This is a genomic window from Variovorax sp. 01N429 (assembly GCF_056399425.1).
Genome location: NZ_JBFTRG010000004.1, coordinates 320,459 through 340,700, shown reverse-complemented (window position 1 = coordinate 340,700; position 20,242 = coordinate 320,459). Strand labels below are relative to the sequence as shown.

Genomic DNA, 20,242 nt, shown 5'->3' with positions numbered 1-20,242 from the left:
TCAGACCTCCACCTTCGTCGCGTCGTAGGCGAGCAGCCAGTCGTAGCGCTGGCGCACAACGTCGGGGGCCCAGTTTTCTTCGATATAGGGCCGGGCAGTTTCGATTTGCTCCAGTGCCGGGTTGTGGAAGATTTTCAGCATTTCCATCGATTTGGCCTTCGTCAGATTGGTGCGCTCGATGCGCGCCGCGTCATAGCGGGAAAGCGCCCCCCGGATGTCGCCTGGCTGGTCCGCCAGGCAACGAGCCAGAACATACGCGTCTTCCATCGTGACGTTCACGCCCATGCCCAGATAGGGCGTCATCGAGTGGCATGCGTCGCCGACCAGCGTCACGCGCCCATTGGACCAGCGCTCCAGCGGATCACGGACGAACAGGCCCCATCGGAAGAGGTTTTCAGAGTGAATGAAGAGGTCAAGGATGTCCTGATTCCAACCTTCAAAATCCTCCAGCGCATCGGCCAGTTCGCCGCGCTCGGACCATGATTCGGTCTGCCACACTTCGCTGTCTACCTGGGCCGAAAAGCTCACGAATTGCTCGCCGTTGCGCTGCACCGGATAGCAAGTCACGTGAGCCGTCGGGCCCACCCAGGTCGACGCCAAGGCACGCTTGTGTTGAGCTTTCAGACTCGACATCGGCGCCAAGCCGCGCCAGGCCACCGCACCGGTATACCGTGCGGGGGCCGGGCCGAACTGCGATTGGCGCACGCGAGAATGTGCGCCGTCGCAACCGACCACGACATCGCCTTCAGCGAAGGTCTCGTTGTCGAACAGCAGTCGTGCGCGATCTCCGATCGTCTCGGCACCCAAGGTGCGAGCGCCGAAATGGACCGCATCCGGCTTGATTTTGATCACGGCCTCGTAGAGGATGCGCTGGAGTTCGCCGCGCAGCACCTGGATCAGGGTGTGGTCGACCTTGGAATCCGTGACGTCCCGGTTGTATACAGAGTGTTCTTCTCCCGTCTTCCAGAAGCGGATGACGCGGTCCTCGGGAGAGAGGTTGATGGCCTCAAGAGCTTCCTTCAATCCCAAGTCCGCCATGACGCGGCTGCCGTTGGCCGAGATCCAAAGCCCTGCCCCAACTTCTCGAAGTTCCGGAGATTGTTCGTAGATGTCGACGTCGCATCCCTTTTGCAGAAGCGCGATGGCGAGTGTCAGCCCACCCATGCCAGCGCCGGCAATCAGTACATGTGGCTTGTCGGCCTTTTGTTTATCTTGAGTCATTTTCTCTCCGGTTCAAAGCTCAGTGGGTTCTGCACGAGGTCCTTGATGGCCTCGAGGATCTTTACGTATCCCGTACATCGACAAATGTTGCCGCGCAGGAAATGGCGAATGGTTTCTTCCGAGGGGTTTTCGTGCAGCGACAGCATGGACTTCACCGCCAGGATCATTCCAGGGGTGCAGAAACCGCATTGCAGTGCGCCATGGGCGATGAACGCGCGCTGGACAGGATCCAATCGTCCTTCGTATGCCAGTCCCTCGATCGTGGTGACGTGTCGCTTGTGGACATCGGCGCACAGCGTCGTGCAGCTTGAGACAGGCATGCCGTCGACCAGCACCGTGCAGGCACCGCAGACCTGTACATCGCAAGAGCGTTTCGTGCCAGTCATCCGGAAGCGTTCTCTCAACACGTCGATTAGGAGCTCCCGCGGCTCGATCTCGATGGACCGCTCCGTATCGTTGAGCGATATGTCCACCCGAAGAAGCGGGAAAGTTTGCGTTGTTTGGCTCATTTCAAGCATCCCTCAAGAGCCCGCCGGGCGAGGACGGTGACCAAGTGCTTCTTGTACTCAGCGCTGCCGTGGAGGTCGTCATGCGCGTCTATCTGCTCGGCCTCGGCGCTGATGACAGGCTCCAAAGCTCCCCATACCGCCTCGAAGGAAGCATCGGGGGGCAAGCGTGCGGCCTCTTCCTGCGCTTGTGACAATGGCGCAGGCACAGCCACGATAGCGCCGACCCAAAGACGCAGCCGCTGGGGACCCGTGGGCGACCATACGGCAGCCACGCCCACCGCGGGACGCTCCGTATGGCCGAAGGGTCGATAGGCGGACCTGTCGCCTGGCAACTGACGAGGCACATCAATAGAGACAAGCAGCTCGTCGTCTTTCCGCGCCGTCGCGAATTCGCCGACGTGGAACTCGCGCGAAGCAACGGTGCGCTGAGCAGTTGCACTGGCCAGGACGATCCTGGCATCCAGCGCGCACAACATCGTGGGCGCATCGGCATGGGGTTCCGCGAAGCAAAGTACGCCGCCAAGGGTCCCGGCGACACGCACCCTGATGTTGGCCACATGCTCGCTGAGGTGGGCATAGCCGGGAAGCAACTGCTGAACCAGCGGATCGTTGGCAATCACATGGTGCGTCGACAGCGATCCGATGCTGAGCGTGCCGTCATCGAGAAGGCGAATGCTGCGCAGTTCTTCGACCTGCTTGATATCGATGACATGGTCGTACTGCAGCACGCGCGCCTTCAGGGCGACGAGCAGCTCCGTGCCTCCGGCATGAAACGTCGCGGCATCTCCGAATTGAGCCTTCATCGCCAGAGCTTCGCGCAGGCTTGAAGGCCGATGCAGCGTAAAGCGCGCTGGACGCATCAGTCAGCTCTCCGCCCAAGCCCGGCGGCGACGCCCAGCATCGGCGCCACGAACCACCATCCCGGCGATTGATGGAAGGCGGTCGTCGCCGCATACGCGACCACACAGGCAACCGCGACGCTGACGCCGACGCGCGGCCACTGAAGTACCAGATCGACACCGTGCGAAGACCGGGGCACCGGCACATGCTGCTGAGACGAATAGGCGTGTTGCGGATATGAAGCGAGAGGCGCTTGAACGGCAGCGGAGGGGGCCGGGGTCGGAACCGATGCAACCGATGCAACCGAGCAGCGGGGTTGCGCCGGTGCGGCGGCAGCCGGATTGGCGATCGAGATCTGAGCAACGGGCGCCGCGGCACCATCGGAGGAATTGGGCTCCGAGAAACCCGCCAGCTCATTGCGCAGCCGCCTTTCGAATTCGCCGAAGAGCTCTTCCGAGCGCTTCTTCACGACCGGGTAGCCCAGCGATGCGAGTCGGCCGGCAACCTGCATTTCCGCATCGATTCCCAGCGTGCACTCAACCTTGTCATCGCCGCGCTTCTCATCGAGGTTGACCTTCATGCGAACATCGATGGTCGTTCCCGTGAACTTGTCGCGCCCCATGGCACTGAGCTCCACGTGGCGCTCCAGCGTGTAAGAGCCCAGCACGATGTTGGTCGGGATCTCCAGTTTGAACGGGCCGATCTTCTGCTTCATCAGCGCCGAGAACTGCTTGAGCGGCTCGACCTCAGTCACGTTCTCGCAGCCCGGAATCAGGCCGGCGACGCGCTGGACGTCGAAGAAGATGGCCCAGAGCTGGGCGGCCGATGCCGGGAGGGTGGCGTCAATCCTGAAATCCATGCTGTCCTCTTCAGTTGTTTTGCGCAGCCTTGACTGCTTTCAGCGCTCGCCAGACCCGCTCGGGCGTCAACGGCAGGTCCTTGATTCGTACTCCCCAGCCTTGGAAGAGTGCATTCGCGACGGCCGGAGCGACCGGCAGGATTGCGCCTTCTCCACCACCGCGGGCGCCAAAGGGGCCGGGGCCGTCAAGGCTTTCGATCAATACGGTTCCAACATGGACCGGCACGTCTTCCATGGTCGGCACCCTGTAGTCGAACAAGGTGCCATTCACCACCTGGCCGTCCTCGTAGATGTATTCCTCGAAGAGGGTATGACCCAAGCCCATCACCATGGCACCTTCGTCCTGGCCCTCTGCGGCCTTGGGATTCATGACATAGCCCAAGTCCGCAGCGCCCCCGACCCGGACAATGCGGACGGCTCCAGTGCTCTCGTCGACCTCGATTTCACATGCGCCGGCACCGGTTTCCCAGAACAGGGGGGCGAGCTTGAACGCGCCGTTCTTCGTCTCCGAGTTCACCCGGCCGACCCCGAAAAACTCGCCAGCGCTCATGCCGTTGAAGCGGCTCAACAGTTCAAGGATGGAGATCGACCCGGCGGGCCCTTCGATGCGGCCTTCTTCCAGTTGGTAGTCCGAAGGCAAACCACCGAGCACAGTGGCAGCCGTCTCGCCAATCTGGCGCAGGATGTCTTCGCAGGCCATCTGTACGGCCAGCCCGATGATCACCGTCGATCGGCTGGCGCCGGTCCCCCAATCGTATGGCGCGAGCAAGGTGTCCGGTTCCGACACTGAAATCATGCGCAGTGGCTGGCGCAGCATCTTCTGCGCGACGATCCGCAGCACGCCTCGATTGCCTTGACCGATTTCGACCGAGTTGGCCGATACATTGATTGAGCCGTCCGCCCGCAGGCGAACGGTGGCCCCGCCAATGGGCATGATGCCGGGATCGCTCACGCCTACCGCAACACCCCGGCCGCGACGTTGTGCGCCGGTCATCTCGGGAAGCGCCTCCAGAGCGCCCACGGCCTGGCGCAGGGAATTGCGCATGTCCACGTCCAGGGGTCGCAGATCCGGCTTGATGGTCTGTCCCTTGTCTGCCATGTTGAACATGCGGAACTCAATGGGATCCACGCCCAACGCATCGGCCATGATGTCCATCTGTGACTCTGTCGCCCAGACGGCTTGCGGCCCACCAATGGATCGGAAGGCCGCGCCCGGTACCGTGTTGGTGTAGACGCCGTACGACTCCAGCCGAAGGTTTGGAATGTGATACGGGCCGATGGCACGAATGGCTGCCTTGATGGCGATCGCTGGCCCAGTATCGGCAAAGGCTCCGCCGTTCAGCACGGCCTTGATGGATTTCGCCGTGATCCGACCGGTTTCGTCGACTGCGGTCTTGAGCGTGATTTCGGCATCGAGGCGTCGGCAGGTCAGCATCGATTCGGAAATGGACAGGCAAACGCGCACGGGTGCCCGAGCCTTCCAGGACAATGCCGCCACCAGCGGATCGATCTTGACCGATGCCTTTCCTCCAAAGCCTCCGCCGATGTAGGGCGAATGCACACGCACGCATGCCAGAGGAATGCCGAGTGTCTCCGAGCACACCCGGGCGATCGCGGTCGGCGTTTGACCGCCACTCCAGATCTCCAGTGCATGCGGCTTCCAATTCGCGATGCTGACATGAGGCTCCATCGCGAAATGGAACACCATCGGAAAGGTGAAGGTGTCTTCGAAGATGCGGGCCGCCGCGGCATAGGCCTGGTCCACATCCCCGCTGGTGTACTTCCAGTGCTGGAAGATGTTTGTCCCCTCTACGGGGCTGGCCTCGCCTCGAAAATAGAAATCCTTCAGCTTGTCCATCTCTTCATGGACAAGTTCGGCGCCTTCGGCCATCGCCTCGCGGGCGGTTGTCACGAAAGGCAGCGGCTCGTACTCGACGACGATGGCATCCACAGCCTCTTCCGCTGTGACCTCATCGATGGCCGCAACCGCTGCGACCGGATCGCCGACATACCGCACTTTTTCTATAGCAATCACCTCGCGATCGCGCAGGTAGAGTCCCCACCGGTTGGCACTCCCGGGGAGGTTTCTCATGTCGGCCCCGGTAAGGACGGCAACCACACCCGGCATGGCCAGCGCAGCGCTCGTGTCGATGCTGCGGATGCGAGCGTGGGGCACCGTGCTGCGCAAGATCTTCCCTTGCAGCATGCCGGGCACCTCGACGTCGCTGGCGAAGATCGCCGCGCCCGTGACTTTCTGGAGATAGTCGGCACGAGGCTCCTGATGGAGCGGAAGGTTCGGATGGGAATGCATACCGAGTAGGAGGGAGGTTACTCGTCCAGGGTGATGTGCGACTGGGAGATCACAGCAGCCCAGGTCTTGGTTTCTGCCGCTTGCCGCTTCGCGACATCCTCGGGCGAGCTGGACGTGGGCTCTACACCGACCGCGTACATCCGTTCCTTCACCTCTGCGGAGTTCATGGTCTTGGCGATTTGCGGAACCATCTTGGCGATGACGCTCTTTGGAACTCCGGAGGGCGCATAGAGAGCGAACCACGTCACGGCCTCGAAGCCGGGGAGCACGGTCTCCGAGAGGGTCGGGATATTGGGCATTGCCTGCGCACGCTTGGCCGTCGTCACTGCCAGCGCCTTAAGCCTGCCAGCCTTGATTTGCGACAGCACCGCCGGGCCTTGTTCGATCGCCATCACGACCCGGCCAGCGATGAGGTCCACCACCATAGGACTGCTGCCCTTGTACTGAACCGGCAGCAGATCGACGCCGGCGCGCTGCTTGAAGAGTTCCATGAACACATGCTGGGACGTCCCCTTGCCAGCCGAACCGTAGGCGTACTCGCCCGGTTTTGCCTTGAGGTAGGCAATGAGTTCCTGAATGGTGTTCACCGGCAGCGAGGCCGGCACGACAACATAGGAGGGATTGAATCCCAGCATAGAGACCGGCTCGACATGGCTGGCGACTTCCTTCATGCGCGGCAAGAGCTGCGGCAGGATGGAGAACATCGACGACGCGCCGATGAGCAGCGTTTGGCCGTCCGCCGGCTGCCGTGAGACGTATTCGGCGCCAATGAGTCCAGAGGCGCCAGCCCTGTTGTCGACGATGGTGGGCTGCCCAAACTCGGCGAGTCCGTTCGCCACCGAGCGGGCATAGAGATCGGTTGCACCGCCCGGCGGGTACGGCGCAACGATCGTGATGGCTTTGCTGGGGTAGGTCTGCGCTTGTACAGAGATCGCAAGCACAGCCAGTGCGACCCCGCAGCACGCCGCAAGTACCTTTTTCGTCGTGAACATAAAGAAACTCCTACAAATGGGTCTCGCGAGCGGGCGTCTCTTCCGTTGCGTACAGCAGAATACGATATCGCCCTAGGGAATCTAATTCTGTTCTGCGCCACGCTATGATGTCAAGCGGAATTTGAGCGGCATTTGTAATGTGGGAGCCTGGCAATTCGTTCGCCTTGCCTTTTTGCACGCATGTTCAGCGACCCTCAGAAGCGAACGACGGCCCGCCGCCAGATAGCGCTGCACCGCCCCACTCGTTTGTGGAGCCAGCAGAGGTGGCCTAGGCCACTTGTTCATCGGATTGGCTTACATAGATCCGTGATGTCGAAGAAACCTCAATTGGACGGAGCAACTGATGAAAGCTGAGAGAGAAGACGAGCAAAAGGTCGGAGGCGTTGCCGCCGTCGAAAGAGCTTTCGCGATCCTCCGTGCTTTCCGCGCAGGCGACACTTCGCTCAACCTGAGTGAGCTAGCGCAGCGCACTGGGATGTACAAAAGCACCATCCTGCGAACAATGACCTCGCTGATCCGCGAGCATTGCATCGTTCGCCTCGATGACGGCACCTATCAATTGGGCTCGATGCTTCTGCATTGGGGGGGACTCTATCAAGCGGCCCTGCGGCTCGACGACCACGTGCCCGCTATCCTGAGACGATTGGTTCAGGAAACAGGCGAAGGCGCTTCCTTCTTCACTCGTGAGGACAATCTGAGGGTGTGCCTGTTTCGAGTTGACTCGCCGAAATCGGTACGCGATCACATCCGCACCGGTGACCTTCTGCCCTTGGATAAAGGTGCCGCCGGCAGAGTGCTGCACAGCTTCGACCGCGCACTGACTCCTCCGGCAAATTTCCCCGAGCAGCCGCTCATCGTGACCATTGGCGAGCGAGAGCCGGACATTGGCGCGATTGCCGCGCCGGTCTTCGGTCCCATGGGCAGTCTGCGCGGCGCCCTGGCTATTTCTGGCCCGTCGGCACGTTTCTCCTCAGAGTTCATACCTGGCATGTCGCTGGCGGTGCTCAAGGCTGCCTCCGATTTGACCCGGCGCCTCGGTGGCGACACTGCAGTGTTCGAAACCGCATCTGCAAATTCCGACTTCGCTTCAACGGTTCCATCGTCGGCATCCGCGAGAGCGACCTAGCATCGCCCGTCAGCTCGCATCGCGTGCTCCATGGCGTGGCTTCGCAAGAGGAGCAGCGACAACACACCGTTGCCGAAGCCATGCGCCTCTGTAGAGGCGGACCGCGTACGAAGTTCTGCCATAGAAAGGTCGAGAGCCTGTTTGTCTCGGCCAAGGTGGCCCGCGTTGTCGTTCGTATTGTTCGCGACTACGCACAGACCGCGGCGCCATCCATGAATCATGGCCGATGCCGGCCGGCTTTCATGCATGCCAGATCGTGCCTTCGACACTGGATGCAATTGGCTTGAGCTTCTTTGGCGGGAGATTCCAGGGGTCGAGGTCAGCGGCTATTCGGTGGATATCTCCGATGCTTCCCGACGCGCCCCCGTGCCGTGCCCGGCCAAGCCCCATCGACTATGCGAGGACCAGCCGACTACCGAAGTCGATCCCCACGTCCTGGTCGGTGGACGCGGCTGGCCAGTGCGAGACAGGGAGCTGCTTACGGCGCTTCTGAGATCGCGCGGTCTTTGGCTCGTTCAGCTTCCTGCAACTGCCGCCATGCGATCTTGCCTGTGGCTAGTCTCGGAAGCTCCTCAACAAACTCCACCAACCGAGGATATTTGTAGGCAGCCATTTTTGCTTTGGACCATTCAATGACATCTGCAGCAGATACGCGTCCTCTCGCAGCCTCATGCAGCACGATCACAGCTTTCACCGTCTCTCCGCGATAAGGGTCGCTGGCGGCGATCACGCATGCTTCTCTCACGTCCGGATGCTCATGCAAGAGTGCCTCGATTTCTGTAGGCCACACCTTGTAGCCGGCCGCATTGACCATGCGCTTGAGCCGATCCACCATGAAGAAGTAGCCGTCCTGGTCCATGTAGCCCAGATCTCCGGTACGAAAGAACTTTCTTTCGTCCAAGTCGATAAATGCATCGCGGGTAGCGGTTTCGTTGTTCCAGTAACCTTTGAACGTCTTGTCGCTGGAGACAACGATTTCGCCTACCTCGCCTTGTGGCAACTCCCGCAGATTCTCGGGATCCACGATCCGCACATCGGTATTGAACAGCGGGACGCCCAAACACCGCCGCTTGAAATGCACGGCAGGGTTGCCCGTGAAAGGCATGCCCTCGGACAATCCATAGCCTTCAAGAAAGTCGAGTCCGATCAACGCCTTGATGCGCTCGCCCACCGCTTCAGGCATCCCTGCGCCTCCGCCCCCCAAGCGCCGCAGCGATCGCAGGTCATAACTGTCCAGGTGAGGGCTGGCCAAGAAGTCAATCAACATGGTCGGCATCATGTTCCAGTGCGTCACCTTGCAGCGGGCAATCAGTTCAGCCGCGGCATCCCGATCCCATCGCTGGAGCAGGACCAGCGTCCCCCCAACATAGATCGGGGTGTTCATCATGTTCTGCATCCCGGTGATGTGGAAGAAAGGGAGCGCCGCCAGCACGACAGTTTCCGATTGCATCCCCATCCAGTGGGCCACCGAATTGGTGCTTGCCATCATCGAGCGGTGCGTATGCATGCAACCCTTGGGACTGCCAGTGGTTCCCGAGCTGTAGAGAATCACCGCCACCTGCTCGAAGTCCTGCGCAGCAGGGCTTGCGGTCGTATGCCCGGCCGCCATGGCCGATTCGAAGTCGTGGACCGATGGAACCGAACGTGCGGACACCCGTTCCATAGGGCTACCCGCCAGAGGTCGCCCGTTTGCGACGACGACTGCCGCAAGCTCCGTGGCCCCATCCATGGCCAAGAGTTCGTCCAGGTCTTCGCTGCCACAGAACGCGACAAGCGCTTGGCTGTCTGCTCGGTAGTGCCCTAGCTCCCCACGCTTGTTCATCGGGTTAACAGGTACCACCACGGCACCAACCCGCAGGATTGCGTAGTACGCGATGACAAACTCCCGGCAGTTCTGCATATACAACATGACGCGGTCCGCTCCTTGGACTTTCAGACCCCGCTCCAGGAACCCGGCCATCCGATCCACCTGATCGAGTAGCTCACAGTAGGTGAGGGAACCACGCGCATCTATCAGGACAGCCTTTTCAGGAAAACGGACTGCCGACACGAACAGGTTGAAGTAAAGAGTGGTGGCCGGCGTCGTCAGCTGGTGCGGAAGGTGTTGAGGCCAGTTACGGATTTGCTGCGATTTCATCGTTCTAGTTCAGTCCATCAATAACATTCAGTCGAGCGTGATGTTGAATGCGGAGATCGCCTTCGCCCAGGCCTGCCGATCGCGATTTACTCGTTTGCCGAAGGCATCATCATCGGTGCCGGTTGGCTCTTGCCCAGTGGGCAATATGCGCGCCGAGATCTCGGGACGTTGCACGATCTTGACGATGAGCTGGGACAGTTGCGCAACGATCGCCTTGGGCGTGCCGGCAGGGGCAAAGACTCCGCACCATCCGCTCGCATTCATCTCGGGGAAACCTGCCTCGATGAACGTGGGAACGTTTGGCATCAGCACTGAACGCACCGGGTTTGCTATCGCAAGAATGCGGATCTTGTTGGCATCCGCGTACTGCTTGTAGGTACCCACGGCACCCCATCCCGAGGTCAGGTTGCCAGACAGGACGTCCTGCAGGGCGGGGACCTCCCCAGCATAGGGGACGTGGACCAACTGGATGTCCGCTTGCTGGCTAAACTGCTCTGCCCAAATATGCGCCGAGGTGCCCTTTCCGTATGAGCCATAGCTCAACTTTCCGGGCTGCGCCTTCGCCAGCGCAATAAATGACTTCAGATCGGTAGCAGGGACGCTGCTGTTCACGCCGAAAGCCACCGGCGTGTTCGACACCTCCGCCACTGGAGCAAGATCGCTGAGTCGGTAAGAAGAATTTTTGCGCAACAGATCAGCCTGCAGAACGCCAGTGTGCGTGACGAGCAAGGTGTATCCATCATGTGCCGAATGCGAGACCGCTGAAGCCGCAATCATTCCGCTCGCACCGGTCTTGTTTTCGACGATGACCGGCTGCTTCAACTCCTTGGAAAGCTCTTCACCGAGAATCCGCGCGACAGTGTCAATGCTTCCTCCCGGATTGGTAGGCACGATCAATTTGATCGGCCTGCTGGGGAAGGCGGTCTGGGCGGCGGCCAGCGTGCCTGCCGACGCCACGGCGGCGGCAAGCAGGAAATTCCGGCACGTTGAGAAGAACTGAACGCGACACTTCATGATGATGACTCCATTGATGCATCTGACAAGGAAACCAGTGGGCAGAGAAGTTCAACCCGGTGATGGCGAGGGCAGAGCGTTTTCGTCGAGGAATTCAGGCTGCGCGGCGAACCGGGCCAGGTGGTGATCGGTGTCGCCGAGCATCAGCTCAATCACAGTGAGCCGCTTCACATAGTGGGAGACAGGGAACTCGTCAGTGAGCCCCATCCCACCATGCAATTGCACGGCTTGTTGCGCGATGAACCTCATGGCTTGGCCTGCGCGAGCCTTGGCCGCCGACGTGATCCGCCGACGCTCCTGCGGACCTACCCCCGCGGAGAGCTTGGCCGCCGCAAGCGTGGAGATGGCGCGCGCCTGAGCAAGGTGGATCGCCATGTCGACCATCCGATGCTGCAAGCTTTGGAAGCTGCCGATCGGTACACCGAACTGCTGGCGCTCCTTCAGATAGGCCAATGTCGCGGCGTTCAGGGCATCCATAGCGCCGACGGCTTCACCGCAGAGCAACACGATGCCGTAGTCCGTCGCCGCCTCAAGGAGATCCCAGCCGCGACCTTCGGAACACAATAGAGACGATATGGGCAACCGAACATCATTCAGTTCGACGTCGGCCGCGCGCAGGCCATCGATCGTCCGGTAGTCGCGCACAACGACACCTGGCGCATTAGCAGGTAGCAAGAAGAGGGATATGCCTCCCGTCTCCCGGCGGCCCCCAGAACTACGGGCGGATACGATGAGATGTTCCGCCTGCCCGCCATGCATCACGACCGTCTTGGTGCCGTCAAGCAGATGGCCACCGTCGATCACTCTCCCCGTCGTCGCGACGTCGAACAGGTCGTGCCGGGATTGCCGCTCCCCCAGCGCACAGGCCAGCTTGATGCGACCTGCAGCGACCTCCTCCATCAGCGCGGTGTGGCGACCGGAGAGCTTGAGAAACTCGGCGCCCATCGCCGATGAAAAGCAGGGCTCGACCAGCAGACCGCGCCCTAGCTGCTCCATCACAATGAACATGTCCAACACGCTGCCGTCGAGCCCGCCAAGAGACTCGGGCAACGCCAGCGCCGTCACTCCAAGTTCGGCCAGGGCGGTCCACGCCTTCTCCGAGACACCAGTCTCTGAGTGAATGATGGCCTTTCGTTGCTCGAAGCTGTAGTCCTTTTCGATCCAGCGGCGCAAACTGTCGGCGAACTGTTGCTGTTCCTGTGTGTAATTGAAGTTCATGATTCGATCCCTTACAGGCCCAGTACGAGCTTGGCGATGACGTTTTTCTGGATTTCGTTGGATCCGCCGTAGATCGCGATCTTTCGGTAATTGAGATACAGCGACGCCAAAGGCGCTGCGTCGTCGTTCTGCGTCACGCTGTGCGCGCGGTCGCCAATGAGGAACGCGGGATCGAAGGGAGCACCATAGGGGCCAACGGCTTCCAGCATCAGCTCGGTGATTGCCAGCTGAATCTCGCTTCCTTTGATCTTCAGCATCGATGCTTCGGGGCCTGGTGATCTGCCGTGGCTTTCCCGGGAGATTGTTGTCTGCACCAGCATCTCAAGTGCCATCAACTCGATCTCAAGGGACGCCACCTTTGCGGCAAACACGGGGTCGCTCAGTAACGGCTTATCGTTCTTGTGCTGCTTCTGCGCCAGTCGCTTGAGCAGACGCATTTCTCTCTTGGAGCGCCCGACGGCCGCGATGTTTGTGCGCTCGTGACCCAGCAGATACTTCGCGTAGGTCCAGCCCCGGTTCTCCTCGCCGATCAGGTTCGCAACCGGAACCGCGACGTTGTCGAAGAACACTTCGTTCACCTCATGCTCTTCGTCGAGCATGATGATGGGCCGCACAGTGATGCCCGGTGTTTTCATGTCGATCAGCAGGAAGGAGATGCCTTCTTGCTTCCGCGCCTTTGCATCGGTGCGCACCAGGCAGAAGATCATGTTGGCGTGTTGCGCCCACGTCGTCCAGGTTTTCTGACCGTTCAGGATGTAGTGATCGCCGACCCGATCTGCGCGCATCTTCAGCGCAGCCAGGTCGGAGCCTGCGCCGGGCTCCGAATAGCCCTGACACCACCAGTCGTCGCAGTTCAGGATGCGCGGCAGGTAGTGGCGCTTCTGCGCCTCGTTGGCGAAGGCCATGATGACGGGTGCCACCATGTTGACGCCGAAGGGCATGACGATTGGTGCGCCCGCGGCGGCACACGCTTCTTCCCAGATATGACGCTGGACTGCGGACCAGCCTGTTCCCCCGTACTCGACCGGCCAGTTGGTCCCAACCCATCCCTGCGCGGCCAGGATCTTGTGCCAGCGTACGAAGTCTTCGCGGTTCAACCGCTTGTGGTGGAGCACCTTGGCCCGCAGGTCTTCGGGCACGCTCTCCTGCAACCAAGCGACCACGGTGTCGCGGAACTCCAGGTCCCCCGCGCTGTAGTTCAGATCCACATTTGCTCCTTATGCGTTGATTCAAAGTGAGGAACCGTCGCGATCGCTCACGCTTCTGCGGCGCAGCGGCACTGCCGGCCGCTGCGAGCGGTCTGAGTGGGTGCGAGGACTTTGCGTTAGATGGGCGGCCAGTTGAAGACGTCCGCTGTTTCCTCGAGGGGCGTCAAAGCGTGGCGCATGGCGGGCAGTGCGTGTTCGGCGATGCTCTCGGGCGTCCAACCATCCGACTGATGTACAGATTTGGCCGGGCGCGGCTGGCTCATGAGCATGATTTCATTCGCGCGCACAGCGAAAACCTGGCCATTGACATCTGCACCCAGATCACTCGCGAGGAACACGGCCAAGGGTGCGACCTTGGCTGGCGTCATCAACTGCTGCTTGCGCTCGGCAGCAAGCCGCTGGGCTTCGGTCGTGATCGGAACAGATGCCACCATGCGCCCCCAAGCAAACGGAGCAATGCAGTTGGAGCGGACCCCGGATCGCTGCATGTCGAGGGCAATGGAGCGCGAGAGACCCACGATGCCCAATTTGGCGGCCGCGTAGTTGGCCTGCGCCCGGTTGCCGACGAGTCCCGAGGTGGAGGTCATGTGGACAAAGGACCCGCTCCCCTGCTCCTTGAAGAATGCGGCCGCAGCACTGCTTGTGTAGAAAGAGCCGTAGAGATGCACCTTCACTACCGCGTCCCACTCTTGTTCGCTCATTTTGTGGAAGAAGCGATCGCGCAGGATTCCCGCATTGTTGACCACGCAATCTATCCGACCGAAAGTGTCGACCGCTTGCTGGATCAGCCGGCGAGCTCCGCCCTGCATGGCGATGGAATCTGTGTTGGCGCTGGCCTCCCCCCCGGCTGCTTGGATTTCTGCGACCACCCCGCCTGCCGGCCCCGGATCGCCGCCCTCGCCACTGAGCGATGCGCCGATGTCGTTGACCACGACTCGAGCGCCGGCCTGTGCCAACTGCAGTGCGATGTCTCGCCCGATGCCGCCGCCCGCGCCCGTGACCACGGCAACCTTGCCATCCATGAATTTGCTCATTGCTTCACTTTCATTTATTGAAAACGCGCTCGGGCGTGGCTGATCACGACAGCGTCGCGCGCGGCGACATGGCCCTCAAGCGCTACATGTGTGCCTTCGTCCCACATCCGGAACTCGACTTCCTCGCCTGGGTAGAGCGGCGCGGAAAAACGGGCATCCAAGCCGTGCAACTTTTGCGCGTCGCCTGAAGCGAAGGCCCGAATGACTGCAACGGCCGCCAAGCCATAGGTAGCCAGGCCGTGAAGAATCGGCCGGGGGAAGCCAGCGCGGCGCGCAACTTCCAAATCAATATGAAGCCGGTTGGCGTCTCCACAGAGACGATAGAGCAATGCTGCTTCTTTCCGTACCGAGTACCGCACGCGCTGATCGGCCTCCCGTGTTGGAGCTGCAGCGAGCGGGGGCAAGGGCTCATCGTCAAGAATCAGGTCGGCCGCCCCGCTTGCCGAGAAGCCCCCGTCGCCTCGGCAAAAGAAAAGCTGCCACGCCTGCCCATAGCGCTCTCCCTGCTCGGACTGCAAGGTCTTGCGCACGGTGATCAGCGCGCCTTTTCCTTCGCCCTTGTCGACGATGCGGCAGACGCGAGACACGCCGACGACACGGCCGTGCGGAGGCAACGCACGCTCCAGCGCGATTCGCTGCTCCCCGTGGACCAGGCGCGCGGCATCAATCTCCATCGACCTTTCGTCACGAGCCCAGAAGCCGGGCGACGCAATTACGGCCGCAATGGACGGCACAACCACCTGGTCGGCCTCGTCCACCAGTCGCAACTGGTACCTATCGAGCGGGTCGGATACTGCACCAATTGCCAAAGCATAGAGCGCCGACTCGCGCAAGGAGTAGTCGTGAATGACTGTTCGGCTCCAGGCCATCACGGCTTCGACGTTCACGCTTTCGCTCCCGCATCATCCAGCACGAAGACAGGCACTCTGACACTCCCTGCGCGACCAAATGCGACTCGCACGGCCTCGCCAACGGACAGTGCTGCAGGCGCCGCGTCCACAATGTTGGACAACATGCGTACGCCCTCTTCCAGCTGGATGAAAGCGAGAACCTGCCGGTCGGAGGCTGCTCCGCTCACTGTGTAGGAGTAGATTCGCCCGCGGCCGCTCGCGTCGACCCAGTCGACTTGGGCCGAGAAGCAATGTGGGCAACTACGGCGGGGGTAGTAGTGGCGCTTTCCGCAGTCTCGGCATTGGCCGAATAGCAAACGCCCTTGTGCGGCCGCGGCGAAGAACGCCTCGTTTTCTGGATTCGTAGCGGGAGCGGGCCATTCGCGGTCGTCTGAAAGAAACATCTGGTTAACTCCGTCCGAGAATGAGCGTGGCGCTTCCATGACGCGCCCCCAAATTGCCGCCAGTGCCTTGGGCGAGAGCGATCTCGCAATTGGGAACTTGGACCTTTGGATGCGCCTCGCCACGCAACTGGCGCACGGCTTCGATCACCTTGGTGATGCCGCCGCGGTTGGCAGGATGGTTGTTGCACAGGCCGCCGCCATCTGTGTTGAAGGGCAGCCTGCCGACGCCGGAGATGAGACCGCCGTCCTGCACGAAACGGCCGCCCTCACCCTTGCGGCAGAACCCAAGATCTTCCAGCTGGAGCAAAACTGTGATCGTGAAGCTGTCGTAGATGGAGGCGTACTGGATATCGGCCGGTTTGACGCCCGCTTCAGCAAAGGCTTGCGAACCCGAATGCGCCGCCCCCGTAACCAGCAGGTCCTCCCAGCCGCCATAGACACCGCGCACAGACTCTCCCGCGCCCAGCACAGTGACCACTGGGCGCTTGAGACTTCTCGCAATCTCTGGCCGAGTGACCACGAGCGCGCCGCCGCCATCACTCACAACACAGCAATCGAGACGATGAAGCGGGTCTGCGACGAGGGGTGAGTTGACCACGTCCTCGACGGTGACGAGCTGGCGAAGCATCGCGTTCGGATTGTGCTGAGCGTGCGTGGCAGCCGCGACTTTGATCCAGGCCAACTGCTCTGGCGTCGTGCCGTAGACATGCATGTGGCGGCGCGCAGCAAGGGCGTAGCCGGTGAGCGTGTTCATGCCGAAGGGCTGCTCGAACGCCACATCTGGCGATGTAGCACCGTATTCGCGCGGCTTCGCCGTCGACGGATCAGTGCGCGGCTTGCCGGCCAGCGTGATCAGCGCGACATTGCACTTGCCCGCCGCAATGGCCTGGGCCGCGTGCGCGACGTGGATGAGATACGAGGAGCCTCCGGTCTCCGTCGTGTCCAGATGCTTCACGTCCAGCCCCATGTAGTCCAGCATGGACAGAGGTCCCAACCCTGGAGCATCACCGGCGCAAAAGTAGGCGTCGACGTCCTTGATCGAAAGCCCCGCGTCGGCGAGTGCTCCGCGAGCGCACTCCGCGTGCAACTGGGCAACCGAGTGATGCTCGGCTTTGCGCAGTGGATGTTCGAACGCGCCCGCAATGCAGGCTTTTCCCTTCATGGTCATGAAGACGCGCTTTCCGTTGGGCGTCGAAGTTCGCGCTGGCAGCATCTGCGTTTCATTTGTTAATTCCCTCAGACAGAACGGTGTTGTGCGTACAGGAACGATTTTGGGGCGCAATTTCGGAAAGCGCAATAGCCCTGATCAATTTCCTAACGCCGCGGCTCCGACGACCGCTCTGCATCGAGCGCGACCCACAGCCTGCGCAACCGCCGTCTACCAGAGCGAAATCCCCTCTTCGCGGTCCAGCCGCCATGCCACTCCAATCCAGGCGGGCCAGAGCCCGGCGGCGCAAATCGGTCGGTCCTTTCCCGCCGTGGAGCCAGCCTTGCCGCAGTTCCTTCCATCCTTCAATGGCGATTGAAATGAGCAGTGCGCGAGCTTTGGAAGGGCTCCCTTCGACCGCCGAGGAACTGGGCACTGCGGCATCCCCATCTGGCTGTGCCCGCGCCTCGTCTGCACCAGCGTCCGCACGTTGCGGCTTACGCGTGCCCGGATTACGGATGGCGGTGATGTGGGGGAACAGCTCGACGCTCCGGTGCTCGGGGCGTAGAGGAGGTGATCACGGCCGTGCGAACTCCCACGGGCCTGCAATTGCACCGCAAGCTCATGTCCCTAGCGCGACCGCGCGACTCTCTGCGTCTCGTGGTGAATGCCGACGACTGAAGGGCCTCGATGCAGAGCAGTCACAAAGTGAGCCTGTGGCTCATCGATGGCTTCGCTGAGAGCTCGCACAACCCGAGTGCTTCGCTTGCGCTTTCGCAAGCACAGCGAGAAGTGCGATCCAGAACAGGCAGGTCATTTTGGAGAACATGCTGGACTCCAAACGGAGGCCATCGAAGCCGAGCTGGGCCGCTTCTCTCCCCACCAGCCCGACGCCGCGGAACACGCAGCAACGGCCGCACCCTGCCGCCGGCGCGCCTGCAGCGCGCCGATGTCCACCACCGAACCGAGTCGATCACCTGCGCGTACGGCAAGAAGCCCAGGCGCATTGACCAGGACGTGGCCGACAGGCCCGACGATGTTCCCACGTGCCTACCGTCCGAACGTTCGCCCAGAGTCAAGTGTCGAGCATGCACCCCCTCAGCGATCGACCGGCTGAATCGACGATGGCCGAGGTCCCTCAAGCAGCTCGACTCACCTTGCTCTGGACCATTTCTTTCGCGGACGCAACGGGCATCTCACGGGGAACGTGGGCGCCATTCCTTCGGATGCGATGGAATGCGCTGCAGGTTGCGCCGCTCACGCATCCGAGGACGCGATGTCGACGCGCATTGCCGGGTGAATAACATCACCGTTCTTCAGAATCTGCACATCATCCAGCCAGAGGTTGCAGTTACGCATTGGCAGGTCCAGGTGGCACGCAGTGTCGTTCGTACCGCCGAGCTCCAGGTTCGGCCCGAGCGAGAAGAGCACGTTGCCGTAGAAGGACAGCGCATTCATGACATGCTCGCTCGTGAGTTGGCGCGTCACCGAAAATTGATACCAGCGGGCTTTTTCATTGAGACCCCAACCGATGTGAGAAATGGCGTAGGCCCGAGGATCGCAGAAGCTGTCGATATAACTGCGAATGAGCTCGGCATCTAGTCCCTCGCCGATTATTTCGACCACATAGCCCTTCTCGACACGCAGCACCACTGGCGACTGGACATACTGTTTAAAGGCGCAAAGGATGTCACCGGGCTGCATCACGACCACACCATCGACACCGCCGTCGTTGCCTTGAGTGAAGGAGAAACCCGATGGGAAATGGTCCCAGCGCCCGGCCTCGGCAGTGAATCCGTACTCCGAGATGACCGGATACTGGCCGAGCTTGTAGACGATGTCGGTCCCGGCATCCGAAGTGAAGCGCAGTTGCTTTGCCGACTCCAACAATCCCTTCGCGTACTCAACGCGGCGCCGAAGATCCTCGGTGGGGAACATCTGCTTCAACACATGGAAGGGTTCCATCACCCGCAAGATGCGTACACCCGCGGCTTGGATCTCTGCCTGCTCACGCGAGAACAGCAGGCCGACCATATCGATGACCATGCTCGCGGATTTCAGCGTGGTCATTGCGAGCGCATTGCCCACCAAAGGGTGCCGTCCTTGCACACCGACCGCGTTTTGCCGACCGCGGCGCAGGTTCATGTTGAACGTGGTGGCCCCAAGGTGGGCAGCGGCCGCCATGAAAGCATGAGCGTGCTCCTGCCATTCGTCATCGGCAGTGAGTACCACGACGCTCTCTCCCTGCTTCACTCGACAGAGCTCCAGCTCGCGAGTGAACAGATCGAGCATTTCGACATCAAGTTTCAATTGCTTCTCCTAATCCGATTGATATTGGCGGCGCAGCGCGGTACTCAGCAGGTCGCTGAATCCAGCAAAGTCCTCTGCTTGCAGCTGATGTCCCGCGCCTGCTAGACGGAGCGCCTCTAGATCAGGGCGCAGATGACGCATCTCCTCAATGTCCGCATCAGAAACCACGCCGCCCTCGCCTGCGCATATCAAGGAGACTGGGCATGCACTCGCTGCAAGGTCTGCAAACATGTCCTGAGAGTGGAAGTCCTCGTAGGCTGCATAGACCGCTCGCTCATCGCAAGTCGACAGCCATTCCGCGCGCAAACTTTGTAGATCCTCTGGCCACGGAGCGGCAGTGCTCCTGCGCAACGCCTCGGCCGCTTCCCCGCGTTGGGCTGCGTGTAATAGACCAAGGGTCCGGGCGATGGGAACAGGGTAGCTTCTTCGACCGGGCCCGCTGGTGGGCGGGTCCACGAGCACAAGGCCATGCACGAGTTCTCGATCTTGTACCGATACCCGCAGCGCTATCCGAGCGCCCATCGAATGCCCAATCAGGATCGTAGGCCCCAACTCTGTCTGGCGAATAAAAGCTGCAACGTCATGCGCGCACGTGGTCAGTCCGTAGTCGAGATGCGGTCCGGCCTCGGACAGTCCACGACCTCGGACATCCAGCACGAAACAGTCATGGCGGCTCATGAGCCATCTGCCGACGTGACTCCAGAGGATTGCAGGGCTCACGATGCCGGGCACGATGAGCACGCGGGGACCAACACCCGGGAAATGCAGGTAGTGCTGCCGTATGCCATTGGCACGGACGTTTGTTCCTCTTCCAAAGTTCAAGTTTTCTCCATTGCTCGCAGCCCCGGAAAAGCGGAGGTTCATTCTGCCCTAAGGAATCTTATTCCGTCAAGCAAAACAGACAGCAAGGTGCGCGCGACAGAGACTCCAAGCCGCGGCGAACTTGCGCTTTGCTTGCGAACTCGCTGCGTCGGGTGCAGCCCAGCTTCCGCTAAGGACGAAATACACGCGTATTGGATTTA

The 20,242-nt window shown here is 61.1% G+C and carries 17 protein-coding genes; 1 reads left to right on the top strand and 16 read right to left on the bottom strand.

The genetic code is table 11. The features are described 5' to 3' along the window. Genes AC1DSF_RS09895 through AC1DSF_RS09870 form a run of 6 tightly spaced genes read right to left on the bottom strand, consistent with a single transcriptional unit; the run spans position 1 to position 6,732 of the window. Complete coding sequence (locus AC1DSF_RS09895) at positions 1 to 1,221, bottom strand: FAD-dependent oxidoreductase (protein ID WP_478124567.1); 1,221 nt, start codon at positions 1,219 to 1,221, stop codon at positions 1 to 3. Further along, positions 1,218 to 1,730, bottom strand: coding sequence for a (2Fe-2S)-binding protein (locus tag AC1DSF_RS09890; RefSeq protein WP_478124566.1), 513 nt, complete (start codon positions 1,728 to 1,730; stop codon positions 1,218 to 1,220). The genes AC1DSF_RS09895 and AC1DSF_RS09890 overlap by 4 nt, the downstream gene beginning before the upstream one ends. Continuing rightward, positions 1,727 to 2,590 carry an FAD binding domain-containing protein gene (locus AC1DSF_RS09885; protein WP_478124565.1) on the bottom strand — a complete coding sequence of 288 codons (864 nt, stop codon included), beginning with the start codon at positions 2,588 to 2,590 and terminating at the stop codon, positions 1,727 to 1,729. The genes AC1DSF_RS09890 and AC1DSF_RS09885 overlap by 4 nt, the downstream gene beginning before the upstream one ends. Continuing rightward, positions 2,590 to 3,429: a CoxG family protein gene (locus tag AC1DSF_RS09880; RefSeq protein WP_478182762.1), complete on the bottom strand. Its 840-nt coding sequence runs from the start codon at positions 3,427 to 3,429 to the stop codon at positions 2,590 to 2,592. The genes AC1DSF_RS09885 and AC1DSF_RS09880 overlap by 1 nt, the downstream gene beginning before the upstream one ends. A gap of 10 nt (positions 3,430 to 3,439) precedes the next feature. Continuing rightward, positions 3,440 to 5,740 (bottom strand): xanthine dehydrogenase family protein molybdopterin-binding subunit, encoded by a 2,301-nt coding sequence (locus tag AC1DSF_RS09875; RefSeq protein WP_478124563.1) that lies wholly within the window; start codon positions 5,738 to 5,740, stop codon positions 3,440 to 3,442. Between the two features lie 17 nt (positions 5,741 to 5,757). Next, a complete protein-coding gene (locus AC1DSF_RS09870; protein ID WP_478124562.1) occupies positions 5,758 to 6,732 on the bottom strand; it encodes a Bug family tripartite tricarboxylate transporter substrate binding protein in 975 nt (324 codons plus the stop codon). 343 nt (positions 6,733 to 7,075) lie between these two features. Between AC1DSF_RS09870 and AC1DSF_RS09865 the strand changes: the two genes are divergently transcribed. Continuing rightward, on the top strand, positions 7,076 to 7,858 hold the full coding sequence (locus AC1DSF_RS09865) for an IclR family transcriptional regulator (protein ID WP_478124561.1): 783 nt from the start codon (positions 7,076 to 7,078) through the stop codon (positions 7,856 to 7,858). A 478-nt stretch (positions 7,859 to 8,336) separates the two neighbouring features. On the opposite strand, the gene AC1DSF_RS09860 is transcribed toward AC1DSF_RS09865, so the two are convergent. The 10 genes from AC1DSF_RS09860 to AC1DSF_RS09815 all read right to left on the bottom strand — a co-directional run bounded on the left by AC1DSF_RS09860 (position 8,337) and on the right by AC1DSF_RS09815 (position 20,084). Continuing rightward, complete coding sequence (locus tag AC1DSF_RS09860; protein WP_478124560.1) at positions 8,337 to 9,995, bottom strand: long-chain-fatty-acid--CoA ligase; 1,659 nt, start codon at positions 9,993 to 9,995, stop codon at positions 8,337 to 8,339. 27 nt (positions 9,996 to 10,022) lie between these two features. After that, positions 10,023 to 11,009 carry a Bug family tripartite tricarboxylate transporter substrate binding protein gene (locus tag AC1DSF_RS09855; RefSeq protein WP_478124559.1) on the bottom strand — a complete coding sequence of 329 codons (987 nt, stop codon included), beginning with the start codon at positions 11,007 to 11,009 and terminating at the stop codon, positions 10,023 to 10,025. Positions 11,010 to 11,060: 51 nt separating this feature from the next. Next, positions 11,061 to 12,227 carry an acyl-CoA dehydrogenase family protein gene (locus AC1DSF_RS09850; RefSeq protein ID WP_478124558.1) on the bottom strand — a complete coding sequence of 389 codons (1,167 nt, stop codon included), beginning with the start codon at positions 12,225 to 12,227 and terminating at the stop codon, positions 11,061 to 11,063. An 11-nt stretch (positions 12,228 to 12,238) separates the two neighbouring features. Beyond that, on the bottom strand, positions 12,239 to 13,435 hold the full coding sequence (locus AC1DSF_RS09845) for an acyl-CoA dehydrogenase family protein (RefSeq protein ID WP_478124557.1): 1,197 nt from the start codon (positions 13,433 to 13,435) through the stop codon (positions 12,239 to 12,241). A gap of 116 nt (positions 13,436 to 13,551) precedes the next feature. Beyond that, positions 13,552 to 14,469 carry an SDR family NAD(P)-dependent oxidoreductase gene (locus AC1DSF_RS09840; protein ID WP_478182761.1) on the bottom strand — a complete coding sequence of 306 codons (918 nt, stop codon included), beginning with the start codon at positions 14,467 to 14,469 and terminating at the stop codon, positions 13,552 to 13,554. Between the two features lie 14 nt (positions 14,470 to 14,483). After that, positions 14,484 to 15,356, bottom strand: a complete 873-nt coding sequence (locus tag AC1DSF_RS09835; RefSeq protein WP_478143823.1) for a MaoC/PaaZ C-terminal domain-containing protein — start codon at positions 15,354 to 15,356, stop codon at positions 14,484 to 14,486. Next, the gene (locus AC1DSF_RS09830) at positions 15,353 to 15,763 is read right to left on the bottom strand and encodes a Zn-ribbon domain-containing OB-fold protein (RefSeq protein ID WP_478143822.1); all 411 of its coding nucleotides are present in this window, start codon (positions 15,761 to 15,763) and stop codon (positions 15,353 to 15,355) included. The genes AC1DSF_RS09835 and AC1DSF_RS09830 overlap by 4 nt, the downstream gene beginning before the upstream one ends. A 4-nt stretch (positions 15,764 to 15,767) precedes the next feature. Next, positions 15,768 to 16,931 carry a thiolase domain-containing protein gene (locus tag AC1DSF_RS09825; RefSeq protein ID WP_478124706.1) on the bottom strand — a complete coding sequence of 388 codons (1,164 nt, stop codon included), beginning with the start codon at positions 16,929 to 16,931 and terminating at the stop codon, positions 15,768 to 15,770. A gap of 1,236 nt (positions 16,932 to 18,167) precedes the next feature. Continuing rightward, positions 18,168 to 19,220: a 2,5-dihydroxypyridine 5,6-dioxygenase NicX family protein gene (locus AC1DSF_RS09820; protein WP_478124554.1), complete on the bottom strand. Its 1,053-nt coding sequence runs from the start codon at positions 19,218 to 19,220 to the stop codon at positions 18,168 to 18,170. A 9-nt stretch (positions 19,221 to 19,229) separates the two neighbouring features. Then, on the bottom strand, positions 19,230 to 20,084 hold the full coding sequence (locus tag AC1DSF_RS09815) for an alpha/beta fold hydrolase (protein ID WP_478124553.1): 855 nt from the start codon (positions 20,082 to 20,084) through the stop codon (positions 19,230 to 19,232). Positions 20,085 to 20,242: the final 158 nt, after the last annotated feature.

Excerpts from the sequence above, each read along its gene's own strand:
- AC1DSF_RS09895 (WP_478124567.1), bottom strand. The coding sequence starts at position 1,221 with ATGACTCAAGATAAACAAAAGGCCGACAAGCCACATGTACTGATTGCC.
- AC1DSF_RS09890 (WP_478124566.1), bottom strand. The coding sequence starts at position 1,730 with ATGAGCCAAACAACGCAAACTTTCCCGCTTCTTCGGGTGGACATATCG.
- AC1DSF_RS09885 (WP_478124565.1), bottom strand. The coding sequence starts at position 2,590 with ATGCGTCCAGCGCGCTTTACGCTGCATCGGCCTTCAAGCCTGCGCGAA.
- AC1DSF_RS09880 (WP_478182762.1), bottom strand. The coding sequence starts at position 3,429 with ATGGATTTCAGGATTGACGCCACCCTCCCGGCATCGGCCGCCCAGCTC.
- AC1DSF_RS09875 (WP_478124563.1), bottom strand. The coding sequence starts at position 5,740 with ATGCATTCCCATCCGAACCTTCCGCTCCATCAGGAGCCTCGTGCCGAC.
- AC1DSF_RS09870 (WP_478124562.1), bottom strand. The coding sequence starts at position 6,732 with ATGTTCACGACGAAAAAGGTACTTGCGGCGTGCTGCGGGGTCGCACTG.
- AC1DSF_RS09865 (WP_478124561.1), top strand. The coding sequence starts at position 7,076 with ATGAAAGCTGAGAGAGAAGACGAGCAAAAGGTCGGAGGCGTTGCCGCC.
- AC1DSF_RS09860 (WP_478124560.1), bottom strand. The coding sequence starts at position 9,995 with ATGAAATCGCAGCAAATCCGTAACTGGCCTCAACACCTTCCGCACCAG.
- AC1DSF_RS09855 (WP_478124559.1), bottom strand. The coding sequence starts at position 11,009 with ATGAAGTGTCGCGTTCAGTTCTTCTCAACGTGCCGGAATTTCCTGCTT.
- AC1DSF_RS09850 (WP_478124558.1), bottom strand. The coding sequence starts at position 12,227 with ATGAACTTCAATTACACACAGGAACAGCAACAGTTCGCCGACAGTTTG.
- AC1DSF_RS09840 (WP_478182761.1), bottom strand. The coding sequence starts at position 14,469 with ATGAGCAAATTCATGGATGGCAAGGTTGCCGTGGTCACGGGCGCGGGC.
- AC1DSF_RS09830 (WP_478143822.1), bottom strand. The coding sequence starts at position 15,763 with ATGTTTCTTTCAGACGACCGCGAATGGCCCGCTCCCGCTACGAATCCA.
- AC1DSF_RS09825 (WP_478124706.1), bottom strand. The coding sequence starts at position 16,931 with ATGACCATGAAGGGAAAAGCCTGCATTGCGGGCGCGTTCGAACATCCA.
- AC1DSF_RS09815 (WP_478124553.1), bottom strand. The coding sequence starts at position 20,084 with ATGAACCTCCGCTTTTCCGGGGCTGCGAGCAATGGAGAAAACTTGAAC.